This window comes from Microbulbifer sp. YPW16 (assembly GCF_021290385.1).
Lineage (GTDB): Bacteria > Pseudomonadota > Gammaproteobacteria > Pseudomonadales > Cellvibrionaceae > Microbulbifer > Microbulbifer zhoushanensis.
This window is the reverse complement of the sequence record NZ_CP089928.1, coordinates 3,264,637-3,281,985: the sequence shown is the minus strand read 5'-3', so window position 1 is coordinate 3,281,985 and position 17,349 is coordinate 3,264,637. Positions and strand designations below refer to the sequence as shown.

The following is a 17,349-nucleotide window of genomic DNA, read 5'->3' as shown; positions in this document are numbered from 1 at the left end:
CGTTTACTAGGGGGGAGATGAGCCCGGGAATCGGGCCCAGTTACTCCAAGAACCGGGAAGCGACCGCGATGTATCGACTGCTGACACCCCTGTTGCTGGCCGGCCTGTTGGCAGGCAATGCCCTGGCGGAGGCCACCCCGCCGGTCACCAGCCTGGTGGAATCCGCCGAGGCCCGGGCGCTGGAAGGGGACTTCGACGCCGCCCTGCCCCTGTATGAGCGCGCCATTGCAGGCCTGGGCGATGAACCGGCCCGGCAGCACGCGTTGCGCTATCGCTACGGCATCGTGCTCAATGCCCTGGGGGCACGGGAGGATCCCGATACCTTTTATCCACTGGCGCGGGCCCAGTTCTCCGCCGTACTCGACTACCTTGGTGAGGGCGGTGAGCTGGAGCATTCGGCGGCCCGCGTCAGCTCTGCCCTGGCGCACACCCTCCACCAGCAGGCCCCCTATGCCCGCAGCCCCCTGCACCAGTCGCAGATGCTGCGCCGGGCCTACCTCCTGTACAACGACGCGGCTTCGGGCCTGGCCCGGGAACAGGAGTGGCACAATCTGGCCATTACCTACTTCAACCTGGGCCAGGTATGCGAATGGCAGGGCAACCTGGAGGAAGCCATCGAGTGGCTGGAAAAGGCCGTGGCGCTGGACGCACGCCACGGATTCCCGGACCTGGAAGAGGACCGCGCCTACCTCTATGCCCTGCGTGAGCAGGTCAACCCCCCGGCCCGGGCCAGCGCAACCGCCCTGTGACCAGGCGGCCAGCACCCATCAACACCCCACCGCCCCGCCAATCCGACGGTTTTCGGCCGCTTCGGACCAGCGGTCACAAATAATTTACTGCAGAATTTTCTCCGGCGGATTCCCGATTAGGAGGAGTGTTTCGTTCGGTTTTTAACCACACCCGAAGATGACATCGCTGTCACCGCGCCGACAAAGCACTGCAACCATGTGCTAGTACAAACTATTTTTTTCAGTCACATATTCACCAGAAATTCATTTGAAAGAATGAAGTTCTCAAAAAACATGATTTCTGGAATTAATGCATCAATGGCAGCGCTGACATTGATACCGGCGGGCGCTGTTTAAAAAATGCACAGAAGGATTTGATTAACCGGACCCAACCCGTAATATAGCCACCACTGATTAATTATTAATCAGTTATTTCCAAACTAACTTGGAAATGTCACTGGGCCCCCGGGCCGGTGACCAACTGATTCCTGGAGGTAACGGGAAAATGCTGAAACAGACTCTGCGCAATTTTGTATTTCTTATGACCGCCGTCCTTGCGGCCTCTGTGAGCCTGAATGCATCTGCCGCCGTTAAGAAAGAAAAAACCATGGTTGTAGACGCCACCGCTTACAACTCGGTGCCCGGCCAGACGGACGACGATCCCTGGGTAGCGGCGTGGAACAACCGCCTGCGTCCCGGCCAGAAAGTGATCGCAGTGTCCCGTGACCTCGAAAAGCATGGACTGACCAACGGCGCCAAGGTGAAGATCGAGGGCCTGCCCGGCACCTATACCGTGCGCGACCGGATGAACAAGCGCTTCAAGAACCGTATCGATGTGTGGATGGAGAAAGACATCAAGAAAGCCCGCAAGTGGGGCAAGAAAAAGCTGAAGATCGTGTATCAACCGGTCAAGTAAGCCAACAATTCACACTAACTAACAACAGTAACTGACCGCGGCTATCACCGCGGCCTCAAACGCCCCGCCCCGCGGGGCTTTTTTTTGCCTGCGAAAAAATAGCCGGCACTTCAACCCGGAACCCGGAACCCGGAACCCGGAACCCGGATTTCAGGGTTCGGTTTCCGCGTCGATTCCCGGGAGCTCTCGGCATTTTTCGTGGCTGGTATGGAAGCGACCCGGCTGGCGATCCCGGTTATAGCGGAATCGTGGGCCATCCTCACGGAACACAATCAGGTACTCCTCCTTTTTCCACTGACCACCTGTGCGGAACTCGGTCAGCCAGAGCAGTGCCTGCTCGCCCTCGTAGCAGCGACCGTAAAAAAGCCGGGTTCTCTCCACCAGTTCCTTACTGAGGTAATCGCGGTACTGACCCGGGTAAGTAAAGCGGTCACTGGAAATCGATACCTCTGTTTCACGGTTGTCGCCGTGGCCCTCTCCCGGCCTGCCGCGGGGTACCCGCTGGATATAGATTGAGGTGTTTTCATCGCAGTCGATACAGCTGCGTCCCGCAATCACCGCATAACCATCGAGCTCGGCTACCAGCCGGGCCTCCGCCAGGTGAGTCTCAAGCAGGCGGTCACCGGGCAGGCGCACGTCCACTGCATACACTGACCCGCAAGCCAGGGACAACAGGAGGGGGGAAAGCAATACAAGCAGGGGTTTTATTGCGGACATCGACAGGGGCACCGCTCTCAGTCACCGGGTGGGTCACCGGAAGCATTCTTTCCGTAGAGCTTCGCGGTGCCCCGTGATTGGGTAGTGCGCTGTCACACTGTCGCGAATCCCTGCCAATTAAAACGATAGCAGGGAATTCGGGAAGTGGTGGTTGGGGAGCGGGCGGGAGGAAAGGCTGGTTTCAGCTCTCCTGTTCTTCCACCGGTCCGACAAAGGTGGCTATACCCTCCTCGCGCAGGGCATCCAGGGCCTCCTCGAGGGCCTCACGCTCCGTTTCGAAGGCATCCTCCCAGACGGTGGAATTGTCATTCTCGTCGACAATTTCCAGCAACCAGCCACCCTCGCCATCCTCGTAAATATCGATATGGACGTTCAGCCCATCCTCGCTGTAGGCCTGGCTCAGCTCGGATTCGCGGGGTTCAAATTCATCTTCCATGGGGTGCCTCACTTCGGGCCGGTCACTGGGGTCGCAGCACTGTGACAAGATGCGGCCGGCCGGTCAATCAAAATCTGTCGCGGGATCGCGAGCCAGGGCTGCGAAACTGCCCATTAAATGTACGACAAACGTCCCGGTGTGCGTTAAAATGCGCGGCGATTTTTAGCCCCGCCCTGGCCAGGTCCAGGCCGGGAATGTTTTGCCCCGGATTTACGCTCCGGCCCGCAACGAGGAAAACCCATGTCCCACCAGTACGTAGTCTGTGCGCTCTACAAGTTCGTCACCCTGGACGACTTCGAATCCCTCCGCGAGCCCCTCCTTGAAGTCATGCTGGAACACCGCGTGCGCGGCACCCTGCTGCTCGCCCGGGAGGGCATCAATGGCACTGTCGCCGGCTCCCGCGAGGCCATCGACACCCTGCTCGCCTACCTGAAAAGCGACCCGCGGCTGGCGGAACTGGATTACAAGGAGTCCTACACCGATTCCGCCCCCTTCCGGCGCAGCAAGGTGAAGCTCAAGCGCGAGATTGTCACCATGGGCGTCGAGGGTATCGACCCGCGCCAGACCGTGGGCACCTATGTAAAGCCGGCAGACTGGAATGCGCTGATCAGCGACCCCGAGGTGGTGCTGATCGATACCCGCAACGACTACGAGTACCAGGTGGGCACCTTCGAGAAGGCGGTCAACCCCAATACCGAAAGCTTCCGGGAATTCCCCCAGTATGTGAAAGACAACCTGGACCCACAGAAGCACAAGAAAGTGGCCATGTTCTGCACCGGCGGTATCCGCTGTGAGAAGTCCACTGCGTACCTGAAGGAGCAGGGTTTCGAGGAGGTGTACCACCTGCAGGGGGGCATCCTGAAGTACCTGGAGGAAGTCCCCAAGGAAGAAACCAAGTGGCATGGCGAGTGCTTCGTCTTCGATGACCGCGTGACCGTGAACCACGACCTCGAGCGCGGCGAGTACCAGCAGTGCAATGCCTGCCGCATGCCGGTCACAGAAGAGGAAATGCAGTCACCGCAGTTTGAGCAGGGCGTCAGCTGCCCGCACTGTTTTGACAAGGTCTCGGACGCCGATCGCGCGCGTTTCCGCGAACGGGAGAAGCAAATCCAGCTGGCCAAACAGCGCGGCGAGGAGCATATCGGCCACGATGCCCGCGAGACCACCGCCGAGCGCCGCCGCCGCAAGCAGGCATTGCGCCGGCAGCAGGCGGAGCAGGCAAAGCAGGAAGAACTGCGCAGCCAGCGCGCCTGAGCGGGAAGCTCCCATGTTCCGCCGGGACAAAAAAGGCCGGCCCGGTGCATCCGGGCCGGCCTTTTTGGTTAACCACCCCGCAGGATCGTCAGTCGATTTCTATCTCCGGCATTCCTTCCCCCTCGCCACTGCGCAACCACAGCTCCGCTCCCGCACGCCGGGCGATCTCGCGGTAGTGGCGCGCCACCTCGCCGTCCGGCTCCGCCACCACACTGGGCCGGCCGCTGTCGGTGCCCTCGCGGATCGACATGGCCAGTGGCAGCTTGCCCAGCAGGCCGGTGTCGTAGTCGGCCGCGATGCGCTCGCCGCCACCGGCACCGAATACCGGTTCGGTATGGCCGCAGTTGGAGCAGGTGTGCAGTGACATGTTCTCGACTATCCCGAGCACCGGCACATCGACCTTGCGGAACATCTCCACCCCCTTGATGGCATCCTTGAGGGCCAGGTCCTGGGGCGTGGTAACGATCACCGCGCCCGCCAGGGTGGCTTTCTGGGCCAGGGTCAGCTGGATGTCGCCGGTGCCCGGGGGCATATCGACCACCAGGTAGTCGAGTTCCTCATCCCCCTGGCACCAGAGGGTCTGGGTCAGGATCTGGTTGAGGGCACCGCTGGCCATGGGTCCGCGCCAGACGGCCGGGGTATCCTCGGTCAGGAGGTAGCCGATAGACATGGTCTTGAGGCCCAGGGCCTCCACCGGCAGGAAGAACTTCTGTTCCCGCACTTCCGGCCGGGCGTCCTCGGTGCCCAGCATGGTAGGCAGGCTGGGGCCGTAGATATCGGCATCCAGCAGGCCCACGCTGGCGCCTTCTGCCACCAGTGCCAGCGCCAGGTTGACGGCAGTGGTGGACTTGCCCACCCCGCCCTTGCCGGAGGCCACGGCGATAATGTTCTTCACACCACGCATGTGCACGGGCACCTCCCCGGCATCGGTGGTGGGGATATCGGTGAACAGCTCGAACTGCAGCCCCGCGTCCCCCAGCGGCCCGCCACGCAGCGAGGGCATACAGGCCTCCCGGATCCGCTCACGCCACTCGCCTTCCTGGCTGGAGCAGGGGTATCCCAGGGTAATGCCCACAAAGACGGTACCGTCCTCGTAGCCCACCTCGATATCCGCCTCCAGCTCATCCAGTATCCGCCCGGTGCCCGGATCATGCAGGCTGCCCAGGCACTCCGCCAGCCGCTCCAGCTCTGCCTGTACATCGGCCGGCAGGTCTTCGTGTTCGTGGTCGTGTTCGCTCACCATCATCCCTCTTTCCGGTGGGTATCGTTCGGTGCGTGCATTGTGTCCGATGGGTCCGCCCAATTCTAGCCGCCCCGGGGGCAGCAGGCCCCGCCGCCCTCCCAGCAAGGCCGCAGATCTGCTATATTCGCCGGTCTTTTTACCGTGGCCGCAACCCTGTGGCCGGAATCCGCCGATTTCACCAGGGAATCGGCGCGAATCAGCGAACCAGCAGATGGAAGAACCGATGTCCGACAAGCGCAACATCCTTGTTACCAGCGCCCTGCCCTACGCCAATGGCTCCCTGCACCTGGGCCATATCCTGGAATACATCCAGACCGACATCTGGGCGCGTTTCCAGCGCGCGCGTGGCCACGACTGCCTGTACATGTGCGCCGACGATGCCCACGGCACCGCCATCATGCTGAAAGCCGAGCAACTTGGCCTGACCCCGGAACAGCACATCGCCAATATGCAGGCGGAGCACGAGAGGGATTTCGCCGACTTCCTGATCGGCGTGGACAACTACCATTCCACCCACTCGGACGAGAACCGCGAGCTGTCAGCGATGATCTACAAGCGGCTGCGCGACAACGGCCATATCGCTACCCGCACCATTACCCAGGCGTTCGACCCGGAAAAAAACCTGTTCCTGGCCGACCGCTACATCAAGGGCACCTGCCCGCGCTGCAAGACGCCGGACCAGTATGGTGACAACTGCGAGGCCTGTGGTGCCACCTACAGCCCCACCGAACTGATCGACCCGGTATCCGCCATTTCAGGCGCAACGCCGGTGGAGAAGGAGTCCGAGCACTTCTTCTTCACCCTGCCGGAGTTCACCGACTTCCTGAAGCAGTGGACCCGCTCCGGCACCCTGCAGGACGAGGTGGCCAACAAACTGTCCGAGTGGCTCGATGAAGGCCTGCAGCAATGGGATATCTCCCGCGACGCACCCTACTTCGGCTTCGAGATCCCCGACGCCCCCGGCAAGTATTTTTATGTCTGGCTCGACGCCCCCATCGGCTACATGGCCAGCCTGAAAAACTATTGCGACACAAAGGGCCTGGACTGGCAGGACTACTGGAAAAAAGACAGCGATGCCGAGGTGTACCATTTTATCGGCAAGGATATCGTCAATTTCCACGCGCTGTTCTGGCCCTCCATGCTCGACTCCGCCGATTTCCGCACCCCGACCAAGGTCTGCGTACACGGTTTCCTGACCGTAAACGGCAAGAAGATGTCCAAGTCCCGCGGCACCTTTATCAATGCGCGCAATTACCTGGACCACCTGCACCCGGAATACCTGCGGTACTACTTTGCCGCCAAGCTGACTGGCGGTGTCGACGACCTGGACCTGAACCTGGAAGACTTTATTGCCCGGGTGAATTCCGACCTGGTGGGCAAGGTGGTCAACATTGCCTCGCGCACCGCCAAGTTTGTGAGCAAGTCCGGCGGCGTGCTGGCCGACCAGCTGGCGGACGAGGCGCTCTGGAACCAGTTTGTGGAGGCGGCGCCCCGTATCGCCGAATTTTACGAAAGCCGTGAATACGCCCGCGCCATGCGCGAGATCATGGCGCTGGCGGATGCCGCCAATGCCTGGATTGCCGACAAGGCGCCCTGGTCACTGGCGAAAGAGGAAGACAGGGAAGCCGAGGTACTGGCCATCTGCTCCCAGGGCGTCAACATGTTCCGCGCACTGATCACCTGGCTGGCGCCAGTGCTGCCGGAAACCGCGAAAAAGGCCGAGGCTTTCCTGGGCGCGGAGCTGGACTGGCACGCCGCCACCACACCGCTGTCCGGTCATACCATCAACAAGTTCAAGCCGCTGATGCAGCGGATCGAGCAGAAGCAGGTGGATGCGGTACTGGAAGCGGCGAAGGAGTCCCTGGCCCAGCTACAGGCGGAAACAAAACCGCTCAGCGGCCCGCTGGCGGACGATCCCATCGCCGACGAGATCCAGTTCGATGACTTCGCCAAAGTGGACCTGCGCATTGCCCTGATTGCCAATGCCGAGCATGTGGAAGGCGCGGGCAAACTGCTCAAGCTGACCCTGGACCTGGGCGGCGAGACCCGGCAGGTGTTCGCCGGCATCAAGAGCGCCTACAAGCCCGAGGACCTGGTGGGCAAGCACACCGTGATGGTAGCCAACCTGGCCCCGCGCAAGATGCGCTTCGGTGTGAGCGAGGGCATGGTGCTGGCCGCCGGGCCCGGCGGCAAGGACCTGTGGATCCTCGAGCCCCACGCGGGCGCCCAGCCGGGCATGCGTGTGATGTAAACCCTGTAGGAGCGGCCGCTGGCCGCGATCCGGGTTGAGATTATATTTCGCCCTCGATCGCGGCCAGCGGCCGCTCCTACGAAAACTCTTCAACTTACAGGGATGGCCAGAATGCGCGGCGTCTTCCTCGACACCCTCACCATGAAACTCGAAGAGCTGGACACCTCCGGCCTGGAAGCGAGCCTCGAGCACTGGGACCTGTATGAATCCACCGCCCCCGAACAGGTAGCGGATCGCATCGCCGGCGCCGACGTGGTCATCACCAACAAGGTGGTACTGGATCGCGAGCTGATCGAAAACGCCGCCCGCCTGAAACTGATCTGTGTCTGTGCCACCGGCACCAACAATATCGACCACGAAGCTGCGGAAGAACGGGGCATCCCGGTGCGCAATGTGGCCGGCTATGCCCAGGCATCAGTACCACAGCATGCCCTGGCCTTGATCCTGGCCCTCGCCACTCGCTGGCATCAATACCACAGTGACGTTGTGGCCGGGCGCTGGAGTGAATCCCCCGTGTTCACCATGCTGGATTACCCGGTGATGGAACTGGCCGGCAAGAAACTGGGCATCATCGGCTACGGTGACCTCGGCCGGAAAACCGCCGAACTGGGTCGCGCGCTGGGTATGGAAATCCTGGTGGCCGAGTCCTTTACCGGCGAAAAGAAGGCCGGACGCACTCCTCTCGGGCAACTGCTGGCGGAGGCCGATGTCATCAGCCTGCACTGCCCGCTGACAGACGAGACCGACAAACTGGTCGACAGGGAATTCCTTGCCGCCATGAAGGCCGGCGCCCTGCTGGTAAACACCGCCCGCGGCGGGCTGGTGGACGAAGCGGCGCTGGCAGAAGCCCTTGAGAACGGCCATCTCGGCGGCGCAGCACTGGATGTGCTGAGCGTGGAACCACCACCGGCCGATCACCCGCTGCTGGCGGGCGATATCCCCAACCTCATCATCACCCCGCACAACGCCTGGATCAGCCGCGAGAGCCGCCAGCGGCTGCTGGATGGTGTGGTAGCCAACATTGGGGAATGGCGCCGATCCGCCTGAGTCACCACCCGGGCGGCACGCGCCCGGCGATCACTTCCCGCTGACCATCGCCTGCCGCACAGGCGGCGTGGCCCACTGCGACCAGGGGCCTGCACACAGTCACCTCACTCAGTGCCAGATTCCGGCATCCGGTTACCGGACCGCCTTCCCGCTGCCGTGCGTCCCGGAGGGCCGGTGCAGTAACAGCGCTGCAAAGCTGTGGATTAGCGGTCAGCCTAATTCGCGGTCCCGCATACCAATTTCCGATGGCGACTCTACGATTCATAGACAGAACCCTGACGTGAGGAAATTTCTTATGGCTACTGCAAAAGCCCCCAACAGTTCCAGCCAGGAAAAACTGAGGCAGGCCTACCACCTTGCCGGTGAGGCAGCTTCTGACCAGGCTGCACACCTGCGTGAACGCGCACGCTCCTCGGTCGAGAACAGCAAGCGCCGCGCCACCGACCTGGAGCAGCGCTTCGAGTCCTCAATCAGGAAGCATCCGGTTGCCAGCGTGGGTTGTGCATTCGCCGTCGGCTGGGTTATTGCAAAACTACTGAAGTGATACCGCGCGAGCCCCGCTCGCCCGTTCACTCTTTCCAGGCAACTGATACAAGGTTCCGGGAACCCGATACTGATGCAGAAAGATCAAGATCCAGCACCGGACAACAGAGATTCCGAACCGGCCGCGCAGGAACGCGGCCGGACTTCTTTTGATTCATCACAGGAGAAGCCGGAGCCCCGGGAGCCCAGCCCGCTGGCACAGGTTGAAGCAACAATGACACTGGTGTCCGCGTGGCTCAACAATCTGCAGACACTGTTCAGGCTGGAACTTGACCGTACGATAGAGGCCGGTCGGCGCATGCTGGCCATACAGCTCGTACTGCTGCCACTGGGCATCGCCTTCCTACTGAGTCTCTGTGCCGGCGTCGGCCTACTTGCCTATTACTTCTCACAGTCGGTGTATATCGGCTTCACCGCTTTTGTGCTGGCCCAGCTGGTACTGCTCACGGCAATGATGCTGTACATGAAAAAACTCCGCGCCCTGCTCGGCTTCAGCGAGACGCGCAAGCAGGCCCGGGAGGCTATGGACAATGTCCTTGAAACACTTAAATAACCGCGTTGCGGAATGCTGCCGGGAAATGGATCGCCAGCGTGACGCCATTGTATCCCTGGTTGACGCCCAAAAAGGCGCTATTGACCAACGGGCCAGACGCATTCCCTTGCCACTGGCAATGGGCGCGGCAGCTGTAGCGGGCTTTATTGCCCAGCGGTTCTTTCATTCCCCCACCTCCAACCAGCTTCTGCGGCTTTACCTGACCTGGCGGGCCTTTTAGGCGCAGCCTGGCCTGGTACTGCAGGCCAGCGGACGCCGGATAGCAGCCAGGGGAACAACCGCCGCACCCCCGGGACAATAAAAAAGGGGCCGGATAACGGCCCCTTGCAGCTGCCTGGACAGGTGAGAATCTCAATCATCCATTGCCAGCACAGCCTGCTTCATTTCTTTCACGTAACGGTCAACCAGTTGATAGTCCCGATCGGTGCCCCACTCCCGTGAAGCTGCCTTTTCGTAGGCATCCCTGGCTGCGACATAGTTACCGTTTACCCGCTCCTTGAAACCGATATTTGTGTAAGTTGACTTCATATTCTCCTTGTGACCGTCTTCTTTGGGGAACTCCGTCGAGCGCATCTTTTCCAGGTAGGATTTTTTGGTGATCCGGTCGGCAAGATATTGTACATCCGCGGTCAGCAACTCCGCCCACAGCGAACTATTGGCGTCCTGCCAGCTGCCAGACTCCACCAGTGACACCAGCTGTGCCAGGAGTTCACCGGCTTCCTCATCCCGGTCAAGCTCTTTAAGTGCTTTATACCTTGTCAGGCTGAGGCTGACGAAGCGAGGGGATTCCTTGCCGCCGAAATCGATCTTTCCCTGCTCGGCCAGGAATTCCTCAAATTTCCTCTCACGGAACAGGCGGATCATATCCTCGGTATCCGTCACCGCCACCGAGGCATCGACCTCCTCAATCCTCACCTCGCCGACCTCGACCATTCCCTTGCCCGCAATACCGACACCATAGGCAATATAATCAGCCTCATCCGGGATTTGCAGGACCATTTTTTTGGCCTTCCAGTCACTGCTTCCACGGATTGGTGAATAAAACGTGCTATCCCAGGTGAGGTACTTCGCCTGGTCATCCTGCTGATCGACGGCCCCAAAATAAATGGCTACCGATTCCTCGACACCTGTCGGCTTGTAATCAACCACAAGCATGATGCGCTTGTCATGATAGGGGGCCGCTTCAATCTTTTTCTTCATCAGTCCAACGTCGCCGGGTGTAGCATCCCCGGACCGAATGATGATCTTTTCCTCGTCGACCTTTCCGGTTATTTCGAACACGTCAGCGACAGACGCATCGTAAAACCAGTCACCAATTATTTCCTCACCGGTGAACGGCTCCATGGGCTCGAAAAGGCTGTCGGGGAAGGATTTTTCATCGTTTTTTTCCCCGGCGAACACTGCAGTGCTTGCGATAAGCGCAAGGGAAAAACCCATTTTCCTGATCATAGTCATCACAACTCCCTGTAATTTGATAAGTGTGAGCACTTCTCGATACCCGATGCTACAGGGCATAAATAGGCCAAACCACCCGCGGGAAACCTGATGTAAGGTCCTGTAATAAATGACGCCTGGACCTCTTTTTTTATGCCAAAACGTTATACAAATAATTTCGAGTATTGTGAAATCTCGCAGGGTGCCGGCTTTCCAGCCCGGGGAGCGACATCCTCGGGAGCAGCCAGGCCCGGTTCGAGGGGGGCACCCGGCAGCGGCGGCCCGCCGCCAGCTCACGGGCTTGCCCGGCGCACCAATTCAAAAGCGCTCCTCTCTACTATCCGCATGTTGGCAGAATTGTCTTTCTATCCTTCCCGCTGCGGGGCCATTCAATTAGAGTTAACTGAGGAAGTTTTTACCCAGATATAAAATGACTACGACCAAGCAGACAGTGCCCCCAGATCCGCGGCCAGTAACGCCCATCCCTCCGATCGAGGTTGAAGAAGCCGGCCGTAAACTGGCAGCTTTTATCCGTCGCAACCCGCGCCTGCTGGTCCTTACCGGTGCCGGCGTCAGCACGGATTCCGGCATTCCCGACTACCGCGATGAAGACGGCGCCTGGAAGCGCAAGCAGCCGGTGCAGCACCAGGATTTCATGCGCAGTTTCGAGACCCGCCAGCGCTACTGGGGCCGCAGCCTGATCGGCTGGCCGGTCATCCGGCAGTCGCAGCCAAATCCCGCCCACCGGCACCTGGCGGAGCTGGAGCTGCGGAACTGCAGTGAGCTACTGGTTACGCAGAATGTGGACCGGCTGCACCAGCGGGCGGGTAGCCGGAATGTAATCGACCTGCACGGGCGGGCCGACCAGATCATCTGCATGGACTGCGGCTACCGCTGTGACCGGCAGCTGGTGCACGATCGCTGCTTTGCGCTCAATCCGGGATTCCACCAGTACCAGGCCAACACCGCGCCGGATGGCGATGCGGACCTGGAGGTGGATTTCAGTGGCTTTCGCATTGCCGACTGCCCGGACTGCGGTGGCATCCTCAAGCCGGACGTGGTGTTTTTTGGGGATAATGTGCCGCGTAACCGGGTCCGGTCTGCACTGGATGCCCTGCAGGCCAGCGACGGGTTGCTGGTGGTGGGCTCGTCACTGATGGTGTATTCCGGGTTCCGCTTCTGCCGCTATGCGCGGGAGTGGAACAAGCCCATCGCCTCCCTGAACCTGGGCCGCACCCGGGCAGACGATATCATCGACCTCAAACTCAGTGCGCGTATCGGCGAAACCCTGGATGCCACGCTGGCACAGCTCTGAAAACCGGCACTGTCATTGCACAGGGTTGTCCAGCTTCCCGCCCGCGTCAGCGCCATCAGCGGTGTCCTCGCGGCATTCCCAGCCCCAGCTGCGATGGCGGTCGGCAAATTCCCGCGCCCGGGACTCGCAATAGCCGGCGCGGTGCTGCGCGCTCCACAGGGACTGCACCTGACCCGCCTTGGTGTAACGCACCTCACAGGGCACCTTGCGTGGCGGATCGGCAAAAACCACATCGATCCGGCGCTCACGATCCCCGAGTACACAGGTAAAATCCTGCGCCAGGCTGCCGCTGGAAACTGACAACGCGATAAGAAAAGCCGCTAGCACGCCTGCCCTGAACATCTGCAACCTCCCGAGCCGTCACTCGTCGCCGTTACCATCACCGATCTTGTCCTGGGTCCGGTTTTCGAAATCGCTTGCATCATGCCGCTCGTGCAGCTGTTCCTCCGGCTCGCCCCAGGTGCGGTTAACCATACGTCCTCGCTGCACCGCGGGCCGCCGGGCAATTTCATCGGTCCAGCGGAGCACATTGCGATAGGTGTGCGCCTGCAGGAATTCCGCGGCATCGTATACCCTGCCCTTCACCAGCGCGCCATACCAGGGCCAGATCGCCATGTCGGCAATGGTGTATTCACTTCCGGCGATATACGGGTGTTCCGCCAGCTGGCGGTCGAGCACATCCAGCTGGCGTTTCACTTCCATCGTGTAGCGGTTGATCGGGTATTCGTAGGGCTCGGGCGCGTAGGCATAGAAGTGCCCGAAGCCCCCCCCCAGCAGCGGGCCGGCACCCATCTGCCAGAACAGCCAGTTCAGGGCCTCGGTGCGCTGCGCCGGGGTATGCGGCAGGAAGGCACTGAATTTTTCCGCCAGGTAGAGCAGGATGGATCCGCTCTCGAATACCCGGATCGGTGGATGCATGCTCTGGTCAAGCAGGGCCGGTATCTTGGAGTTGGGATTTACGTCGACAAAACCACTGCTGAACTGGTCGCCCTCGGTTATATCGATCAGGAAGGCATCGTATTCCGCCCCATCAAAGCCCAGCGCCAGCAGTTCCTCCAGCATGATAGTGACCTTGACTCCATTGGGTGTGGCCAGCGAGTACAGCTGCAGGGGATGCTCGCCCCGGGGCAGGGCTTTCTCGTGGGTGGGACCGGCGACGGGACGGTTGATATTGGAAAACTTGCCGCCGCTGTCCTGATCCCATTTCCAGACCTTCGGCGGGGTGTAGGTATCGTCGGCCATCTGTGCGACTCCCGCCGGAGCCTGTCGGGAAAAAGCGCCACAGGGACTGCGAAACAGGACCACCCCAATCTTATTATGATCGGCAGCTGGCCCCGGATTCACGGCTTATGCCGTGCGGCGATAAGACAGGCCCGGCACTTGGTTAACAGGGCTGCATTCTGCAGGAAGGATAGTGTGCAGATCCCGAATCGCGACCGCGGCCGTCAGTCGCCCTTAACTGCCTGCTCCCGGCTGTGGCAGGCTACTGTTCCAGATGTCCCGGTGCATTTTCCAGTCTTTCCCGACCTTCTTCCAGGTTACCAGGTACTTACCACTGTCCAGGGTCTGGCCGTCTGGCCCGATCACCGTCGCATTGCCAATCTCTACTGCCGTGCCCCCGAGGCTTTCCACCTCGACGGTCTGCAGCTTTATCTGGATGCCGGCATCCATCATGCCCTGGAATACTTTACGGACGGCGTCGCGACCACTCAGCATCCCGCTATTGGGCGGCAACAGCTGGGTGTCCGTGGTATAGATGGCTGCCAGCTCTTCGGCATCGCCCTGTTCAAGGGCATGCATCCATTTTGCGTTGGCGGCCTCAATGCCGGCACGGACAGTGCCATTATCGTTTTCCTCAGGTGCTTCGCAGCCGACGGCAACGAATGCCAGAAAAATTACAAACAAGGGGACTCTGGGAAATTTCATTAATCATGCCTCCTGGCAATACTCTCTTATTGCAACGATTTGCAGCGTTTTACGCTGGCTGATACTGCCGTGTGCAAGAGGATGGTCGGGACACAAGGCCCCTGACTGCGGGGCATAGTTCTTATCGTTTTATGATTTATGTCAGCGGGGTAAGTACGCAACGTAGGCCCACGCACCCGCAGAAACTTAATAATTTTGATTAACTGATAACATCACAGGTGCCGCGGGTATTGCAATGCCGCACTGCCAGCAAAGACCACTAAAGTGGGGCTCACGCGGCATTGACGTCGGAAATGGCGCCGGCCAGCCAGCCCGGGCGGTCTATCCCAGTTCAAAGGAGGTTATTCCGAAAACCCGCTCCAGGGGCAACTGCGGCGGTGGCCCGGAGTACATACGGGCAGTCTCAAACACCATCTCCATCCTGTGACGCTCTACCAGTTTCTGCGCCTGGGGGTTCACCTCGGGAATATCCAGGTAGACGGGGCGCCCGGTGGGCACACTGGCCGTCAGGGCCAAAAAAAGGCGTTCGGCCAGGTCCGCGTCGTCGGCGAATAACGGGCCTATCTTGTAGCCCTCGCGACAGGTCCGCATCACGCCGTATCCGTGTAATTCGTCATTTTCCACCGCTCCCAGTGCCACCGAGTCCGGCTGGGAGATCCAGGCATGCAGGAAATGCTCATGCGGGGCGGGGAATAACTGGTGGTCATAGGTGGCGACCTCCGCGAACGGGACCCAGGAGAGAGGCACCACGGCGTGAGTATCCTGCGCTCCAGCGGTCCCCTGTCCGGTCAGGCCCAGGTAGCGCATATTGCGGTGGGCCAGGCCAAACCCGGCCTGGCGATAGTTTTCCTGCTGGGCCACCACGCCGTCCAGGCCCATGGTACGACCCGCAAGGTAGTCCATCCCGGCCGCAGCCAGGCGCTCGCCGTAGCCGCAGCCGCGGCGCGCCGGATCAACGATATACAGCCCGAGAAAACCGAAGTCCTCGCCATAGCGCACCGCTGAGATGCAGCCCACCGGCTTGTCGTCCTCAAGGCCGATAAAGAAGCCGCGCGGGTCGGCCGCATAAAAACAGGCAGCGTCATGTAGCCCCGGGTTCCAGCCCTCCCGCTGGGCCCAGTCCAGTGCGAGGCAGAGTTCTGACGGGTGCATATTGCGGATTGTAAAGTCGCTCACAAGCCCCTCTCCAGCCAGTTCAATGTCCGGTTACTTGTGTCCTAACTGTAGTCTCGCCGGCGGGAGAATAAAGCGGCCATCGAGGCCGGGGCAGAATTGGGACCAGGAAAAAGCGGTAGGAGCTTGCCCTGGCAAAGGCGGCGGGCCGGGGTGGCCGCGCCGCCGGTTGGGGCAGGAATCAGGCCTCTTCTTCGGCCAGCTTGTCCTGGGTGCGGGTGGCAAAATCAGCGGCATCGTGCCGTTCCCGCAATTGCCCACTGGGTTCGCCCCAGGTGCGGTTGACCATCTTGCCCCGCTGCACTGCCGGGCGCTCGCCAATCTCATCTACCCAGCGATTTACGTTGCTATAGGTGTGCGCCTCGAGGAACTCAGCAGCGTCGTAGGCCTCGTTGCGCACCACCGCTGCAAACCACGGCCAGATGGCCATATCGGCAATGGTGTAGCCACTACCGGCCACATAGCGGTGATCGGCCAGGCGCCGGTCGAGCACATCCAACTGCCGCTTCACTTCCATGGTGTAGCGATTGATCGGGTACTCATACTTTTCCGGCGCATACGCGTAGAAGTGCCCGAAGCCGCCGCCCAACAGCGGGGCGGTGCCCATCTGCCAGAACAACCAGTTGAGGGTCTCCGTGCGTCCCGCTGCGTCCGCGGGCAGGAAAGCATCGAACTTCTCCGCCAGGTAGAGAAGGATAGAGCCGGACTCGAATACCCGGATTGCCGGGTCGCTGCTGTGATCCACCAGGGCGGGGATCTTGGAGTTCGGGTTGATGTCCACGAAGCCGCTGCCGAACTGGTCGCCCTCAAGGATATTGACCAGGTGGGCGTCGTACTCGGCCCCCTCGAAACCCGCGGCCAGCAGTTCCTCCAGCATCACGGTTACCTTGACGCCGTTTGGTGTCGCAAGTGAATAGAGCTGCAGGGGATGCTCACCCACCGGCAACTCGCGCTCGTGCGTGGGGCCGGCCACGGGGCGATTGATATTGGCAAACCTGCCCCCGCTACCGGCATCCCATTTCCAGACTCTGGGCGGGGTGTAGGTGGTGTCGGACATACTCTTTACTCCTGTGAATGGATTGCGGACGGATTCGACAGTCCGGTTGGCCGCCTCGCCGGTTGTCGAAAGCTGGCCGGGATATCTACGGTGCGGGTCGGCAAACAGACCTTCAAGGGCCAACGGCAAGCGGGCAACCGAAATGACGCTTCTTTACGGAAACCCGCAATCAACCAGCAGGATCTGGCAACCCATGCGAAGGCTGCAGGCTCTCGATTCCAGCGATATCCAGTAACCGCTGCCAGTATCCCACATCGACCCACTGGCCGAATTTCCTGCCCACCTGCTCGAAGTGGGCCACCTTTTTCATACCAAAGTGCTCATGCAGGGACACACTGGCCGGATTGGGCAGCGTGATGCCAGCGATTACACAATGTACCTGGAGAATCTCCAGCCTCCTGAACAGGGCATCGTAGAGGCGCCTGCCCCAGCCACAGGACAGCTCGGTGTGCGCAACATAAACGGTAATCTCCACCGAGTGGCGGTAGGCGGAACGGGCTCTCCAGCCGGTGGCATAGGCGTAGCCAACCAAATCATCACTGTCGTTCTCGGCCACCAGCCAGGGGAGGTCCTGTGCGGCGATGCCGGCGAACCGCTCCCGCATCGCCTGCTCCGAAACTGGCTTCTCTTCGAATGTGGCAAAGCTACTGGAGATGTAGTGGTTATAGATATCTGCAATTGGCCGGGCATCGGCATTATCGACGTTTCGGATCATGGATTGCTGTCCCTGTAAGCGGCAGGCCATTCAATAATTTT

19 protein-coding genes are annotated in these 17,349 nt (G+C 60.6%); 8 read left to right on the top strand and 11 right to left on the bottom strand.

From position 1 onward, the window contains the following. Nucleotides 1-68 precede the first annotated feature (68 nt). The gene (locus LVE68_RS14265) at nucleotides 69-749 is read left to right on the top strand and encodes a tetratricopeptide repeat protein (RefSeq protein ID WP_232941071.1); all 681 of its coding nucleotides are present in this window, start codon (nucleotides 69-71) and stop codon (nucleotides 747-749) included. Between the two features lie 484 nt (nucleotides 750-1,233). Beyond that, entirely contained in the window at nucleotides 1,234-1,644 is a 411-nt protein-coding gene (locus LVE68_RS14260; RefSeq protein WP_232941069.1) for a 3D domain-containing protein, read from the top strand. Between the two features lie 150 nt (nucleotides 1,645-1,794). On the opposite strand, the gene LVE68_RS14255 is transcribed toward LVE68_RS14260, so the two are convergent. Further along, a complete protein-coding gene (locus tag LVE68_RS14255) occupies nucleotides 1,795-2,361 on the bottom strand; it encodes a hypothetical protein (RefSeq protein WP_232941067.1) in 567 nt (188 codons plus the stop codon). A gap of 181 nt (nucleotides 2,362-2,542) precedes the next feature. Next, the gene (locus LVE68_RS14250) at nucleotides 2,543-2,797 is read right to left on the bottom strand and encodes a baseplate wedge protein 53 (protein ID WP_232941062.1); all 255 of its coding nucleotides are present in this window, start codon (nucleotides 2,795-2,797) and stop codon (nucleotides 2,543-2,545) included. A 240-nt stretch (nucleotides 2,798-3,037) separates the two neighbouring features. On the opposite strand from LVE68_RS14250, the gene trhO reads away from it, so the two are divergent. Next, complete coding sequence (gene trhO / locus LVE68_RS14245) at nucleotides 3,038-4,051, top strand: oxygen-dependent tRNA uridine(34) hydroxylase TrhO (RefSeq protein WP_232941060.1); 1,014 nt, start codon at nucleotides 3,038-3,040, stop codon at nucleotides 4,049-4,051. An 88-nt stretch (nucleotides 4,052-4,139) separates the two neighbouring features. Here the strand turns inward: trhO and apbC are convergent, their stop codons facing one another. Next, nucleotides 4,140-5,294: an iron-sulfur cluster carrier protein ApbC gene (gene apbC / locus LVE68_RS14240; protein WP_233006727.1), complete on the bottom strand. Its 1,155-nt coding sequence runs from the start codon at nucleotides 5,292-5,294 to the stop codon at nucleotides 4,140-4,142. 223 nt (nucleotides 5,295-5,517) lie between these two features. On the opposite strand from apbC, the gene metG reads away from it, so the two are divergent. The 4 genes from metG (at nucleotide 5,518) to LVE68_RS14220 (ending at nucleotide 9,688) form a co-directional block, all read left to right on the top strand. Beyond that, entirely contained in the window at nucleotides 5,518-7,545 is a 2,028-nt protein-coding gene (metG, locus tag LVE68_RS14235; RefSeq protein ID WP_232941058.1) for a methionine--tRNA ligase, read from the top strand. A gap of 111 nt (nucleotides 7,546-7,656) precedes the next feature. Further along, on the top strand, nucleotides 7,657-8,592 hold the full coding sequence (locus tag LVE68_RS14230; protein ID WP_232941055.1) for a D-2-hydroxyacid dehydrogenase: 936 nt from the start codon (nucleotides 7,657-7,659) through the stop codon (nucleotides 8,590-8,592). Between the two features lie 295 nt (nucleotides 8,593-8,887). Next, nucleotides 8,888-9,136 (top strand): hypothetical protein, encoded by a 249-nt coding sequence (locus LVE68_RS14225; protein ID WP_232941053.1) that lies wholly within the window; start codon nucleotides 8,888-8,890, stop codon nucleotides 9,134-9,136. A gap of 72 nt (nucleotides 9,137-9,208) precedes the next feature. After that, a complete protein-coding gene (locus LVE68_RS14220; RefSeq protein ID WP_232941052.1) occupies nucleotides 9,209-9,688 on the top strand; it encodes a hypothetical protein in 480 nt (159 codons plus the stop codon). Here LVE68_RS14220 and LVE68_RS14215 read toward each other — a convergent pair. Further along, nucleotides 9,681-9,854 (bottom strand): hypothetical protein, encoded by a 174-nt coding sequence (locus LVE68_RS14215; RefSeq protein WP_232941050.1) that lies wholly within the window; start codon nucleotides 9,852-9,854, stop codon nucleotides 9,681-9,683. The genes LVE68_RS14220 and LVE68_RS14215 overlap by 8 nt on opposite strands. Before the next feature lie 185 nt (nucleotides 9,855-10,039). Then, the gene (locus tag LVE68_RS14210) at nucleotides 10,040-11,137 is read right to left on the bottom strand and encodes a hypothetical protein (protein WP_232941049.1); all 1,098 of its coding nucleotides are present in this window, start codon (nucleotides 11,135-11,137) and stop codon (nucleotides 10,040-10,042) included. 415 nt (nucleotides 11,138-11,552) lie between these two features. Between LVE68_RS14210 and LVE68_RS14205 the strand changes: the two genes are divergently transcribed. Next, nucleotides 11,553-12,437 (top strand): NAD-dependent protein deacetylase, encoded by an 885-nt coding sequence (locus LVE68_RS14205; RefSeq protein ID WP_232941048.1) that lies wholly within the window; start codon nucleotides 11,553-11,555, stop codon nucleotides 12,435-12,437. Nucleotides 12,438-12,449: 12 nt separating this feature from the next. On the opposite strand, the gene LVE68_RS14200 is transcribed toward LVE68_RS14205, so the two are convergent. From LVE68_RS14200 to LVE68_RS14175, 6 genes are all read right to left on the bottom strand, one after another. Further along, nucleotides 12,450-12,779, bottom strand: coding sequence for a hypothetical protein (locus tag LVE68_RS14200; protein ID WP_232941047.1), 330 nt, complete (start codon nucleotides 12,777-12,779; stop codon nucleotides 12,450-12,452). A gap of 18 nt (nucleotides 12,780-12,797) precedes the next feature. Further along, nucleotides 12,798-13,679: a glutathione-dependent disulfide-bond oxidoreductase gene (gene yghU, locus LVE68_RS14195; protein ID WP_232941046.1), complete on the bottom strand. Its 882-nt coding sequence runs from the start codon at nucleotides 13,677-13,679 to the stop codon at nucleotides 12,798-12,800. A 213-nt stretch (nucleotides 13,680-13,892) separates the two neighbouring features. Then, nucleotides 13,893-14,342 (bottom strand): YybH family protein, encoded by a 450-nt coding sequence (locus tag LVE68_RS14190; RefSeq protein WP_232941045.1) that lies wholly within the window; start codon nucleotides 14,340-14,342, stop codon nucleotides 13,893-13,895. A 342-nt stretch (nucleotides 14,343-14,684) separates the two neighbouring features. Continuing rightward, on the bottom strand, nucleotides 14,685-15,539 hold the full coding sequence (locus tag LVE68_RS14185) for a GNAT family N-acetyltransferase (RefSeq protein WP_232941044.1): 855 nt from the start codon (nucleotides 15,537-15,539) through the stop codon (nucleotides 14,685-14,687). Nucleotides 15,540-15,717: 178 nt separating this feature from the next. Beyond that, nucleotides 15,718-16,593: a glutathione-dependent disulfide-bond oxidoreductase gene (gene yghU, locus LVE68_RS14180; RefSeq protein WP_232941040.1), complete on the bottom strand. Its 876-nt coding sequence runs from the start codon at nucleotides 16,591-16,593 to the stop codon at nucleotides 15,718-15,720. A 169-nt stretch (nucleotides 16,594-16,762) separates the two neighbouring features. Continuing rightward, nucleotides 16,763-17,308, bottom strand: a complete 546-nt coding sequence (locus tag LVE68_RS14175; RefSeq protein WP_232941038.1) for a GNAT family N-acetyltransferase — start codon at nucleotides 17,306-17,308, stop codon at nucleotides 16,763-16,765. Nucleotides 17,309-17,349 lie beyond the last annotated feature (41 nt).

What these genes read in the sequence shown, in the direction of transcription:
- LVE68_RS14265 (WP_232941071.1), top strand. Translation starts at nt 69, where the DNA reads ATGTATCGACTGCTGACACCCCTGTTGCTGGCCGGCCTGTTGGCAGGC.
- LVE68_RS14260 (WP_232941069.1), top strand. Translation starts at nt 1,234, where the DNA reads ATGCTGAAACAGACTCTGCGCAATTTTGTATTTCTTATGACCGCCGTC.
- LVE68_RS14255 (WP_232941067.1), bottom strand. Translation starts at nt 2,361, where the DNA reads ATGTCCGCAATAAAACCCCTGCTTGTATTGCTTTCCCCCCTCCTGTTG.
- LVE68_RS14250 (WP_232941062.1), bottom strand. Translation starts at nt 2,797, where the DNA reads ATGGAAGATGAATTTGAACCCCGCGAATCCGAGCTGAGCCAGGCCTAC.
- trhO (WP_232941060.1), top strand. Translation starts at nt 3,038, where the DNA reads ATGTCCCACCAGTACGTAGTCTGTGCGCTCTACAAGTTCGTCACCCTG.
- apbC (WP_233006727.1), bottom strand. Translation starts at nt 5,294, where the DNA reads ATGGTGAGCGAACACGACCACGAACACGAAGACCTGCCGGCCGATGTA.
- metG (WP_232941058.1), top strand. Translation starts at nt 5,518, where the DNA reads ATGTCCGACAAGCGCAACATCCTTGTTACCAGCGCCCTGCCCTACGCC.
- LVE68_RS14230 (WP_232941055.1), top strand. Translation starts at nt 7,657, where the DNA reads ATGCGCGGCGTCTTCCTCGACACCCTCACCATGAAACTCGAAGAGCTG.
- LVE68_RS14225 (WP_232941053.1), top strand. Translation starts at nt 8,888, where the DNA reads ATGGCTACTGCAAAAGCCCCCAACAGTTCCAGCCAGGAAAAACTGAGG.
- LVE68_RS14220 (WP_232941052.1), top strand. Translation starts at nt 9,209, where the DNA reads ATGCAGAAAGATCAAGATCCAGCACCGGACAACAGAGATTCCGAACCG.
- LVE68_RS14215 (WP_232941050.1), bottom strand. Translation starts at nt 9,854, where the DNA reads ATGAAAGAACCGCTGGGCAATAAAGCCCGCTACAGCTGCCGCGCCCAT.
- LVE68_RS14210 (WP_232941049.1), bottom strand. Translation starts at nt 11,137, where the DNA reads ATGATCAGGAAAATGGGTTTTTCCCTTGCGCTTATCGCAAGCACTGCA.
- LVE68_RS14205 (WP_232941048.1), top strand. Translation starts at nt 11,553, where the DNA reads ATGACTACGACCAAGCAGACAGTGCCCCCAGATCCGCGGCCAGTAACG.
- LVE68_RS14200 (WP_232941047.1), bottom strand. Translation starts at nt 12,779, where the DNA reads ATGTTCAGGGCAGGCGTGCTAGCGGCTTTTCTTATCGCGTTGTCAGTT.
- yghU (WP_232941046.1), bottom strand. Translation starts at nt 13,679, where the DNA reads ATGGCCGACGATACCTACACCCCGCCGAAGGTCTGGAAATGGGATCAG.
- yghU (WP_232941040.1), bottom strand. Translation starts at nt 16,593, where the DNA reads ATGTCCGACACCACCTACACCCCGCCCAGAGTCTGGAAATGGGATGCC.
- LVE68_RS14175 (WP_232941038.1), bottom strand. Translation starts at nt 17,308, where the DNA reads ATGATCCGAAACGTCGATAATGCCGATGCCCGGCCAATTGCAGATATC.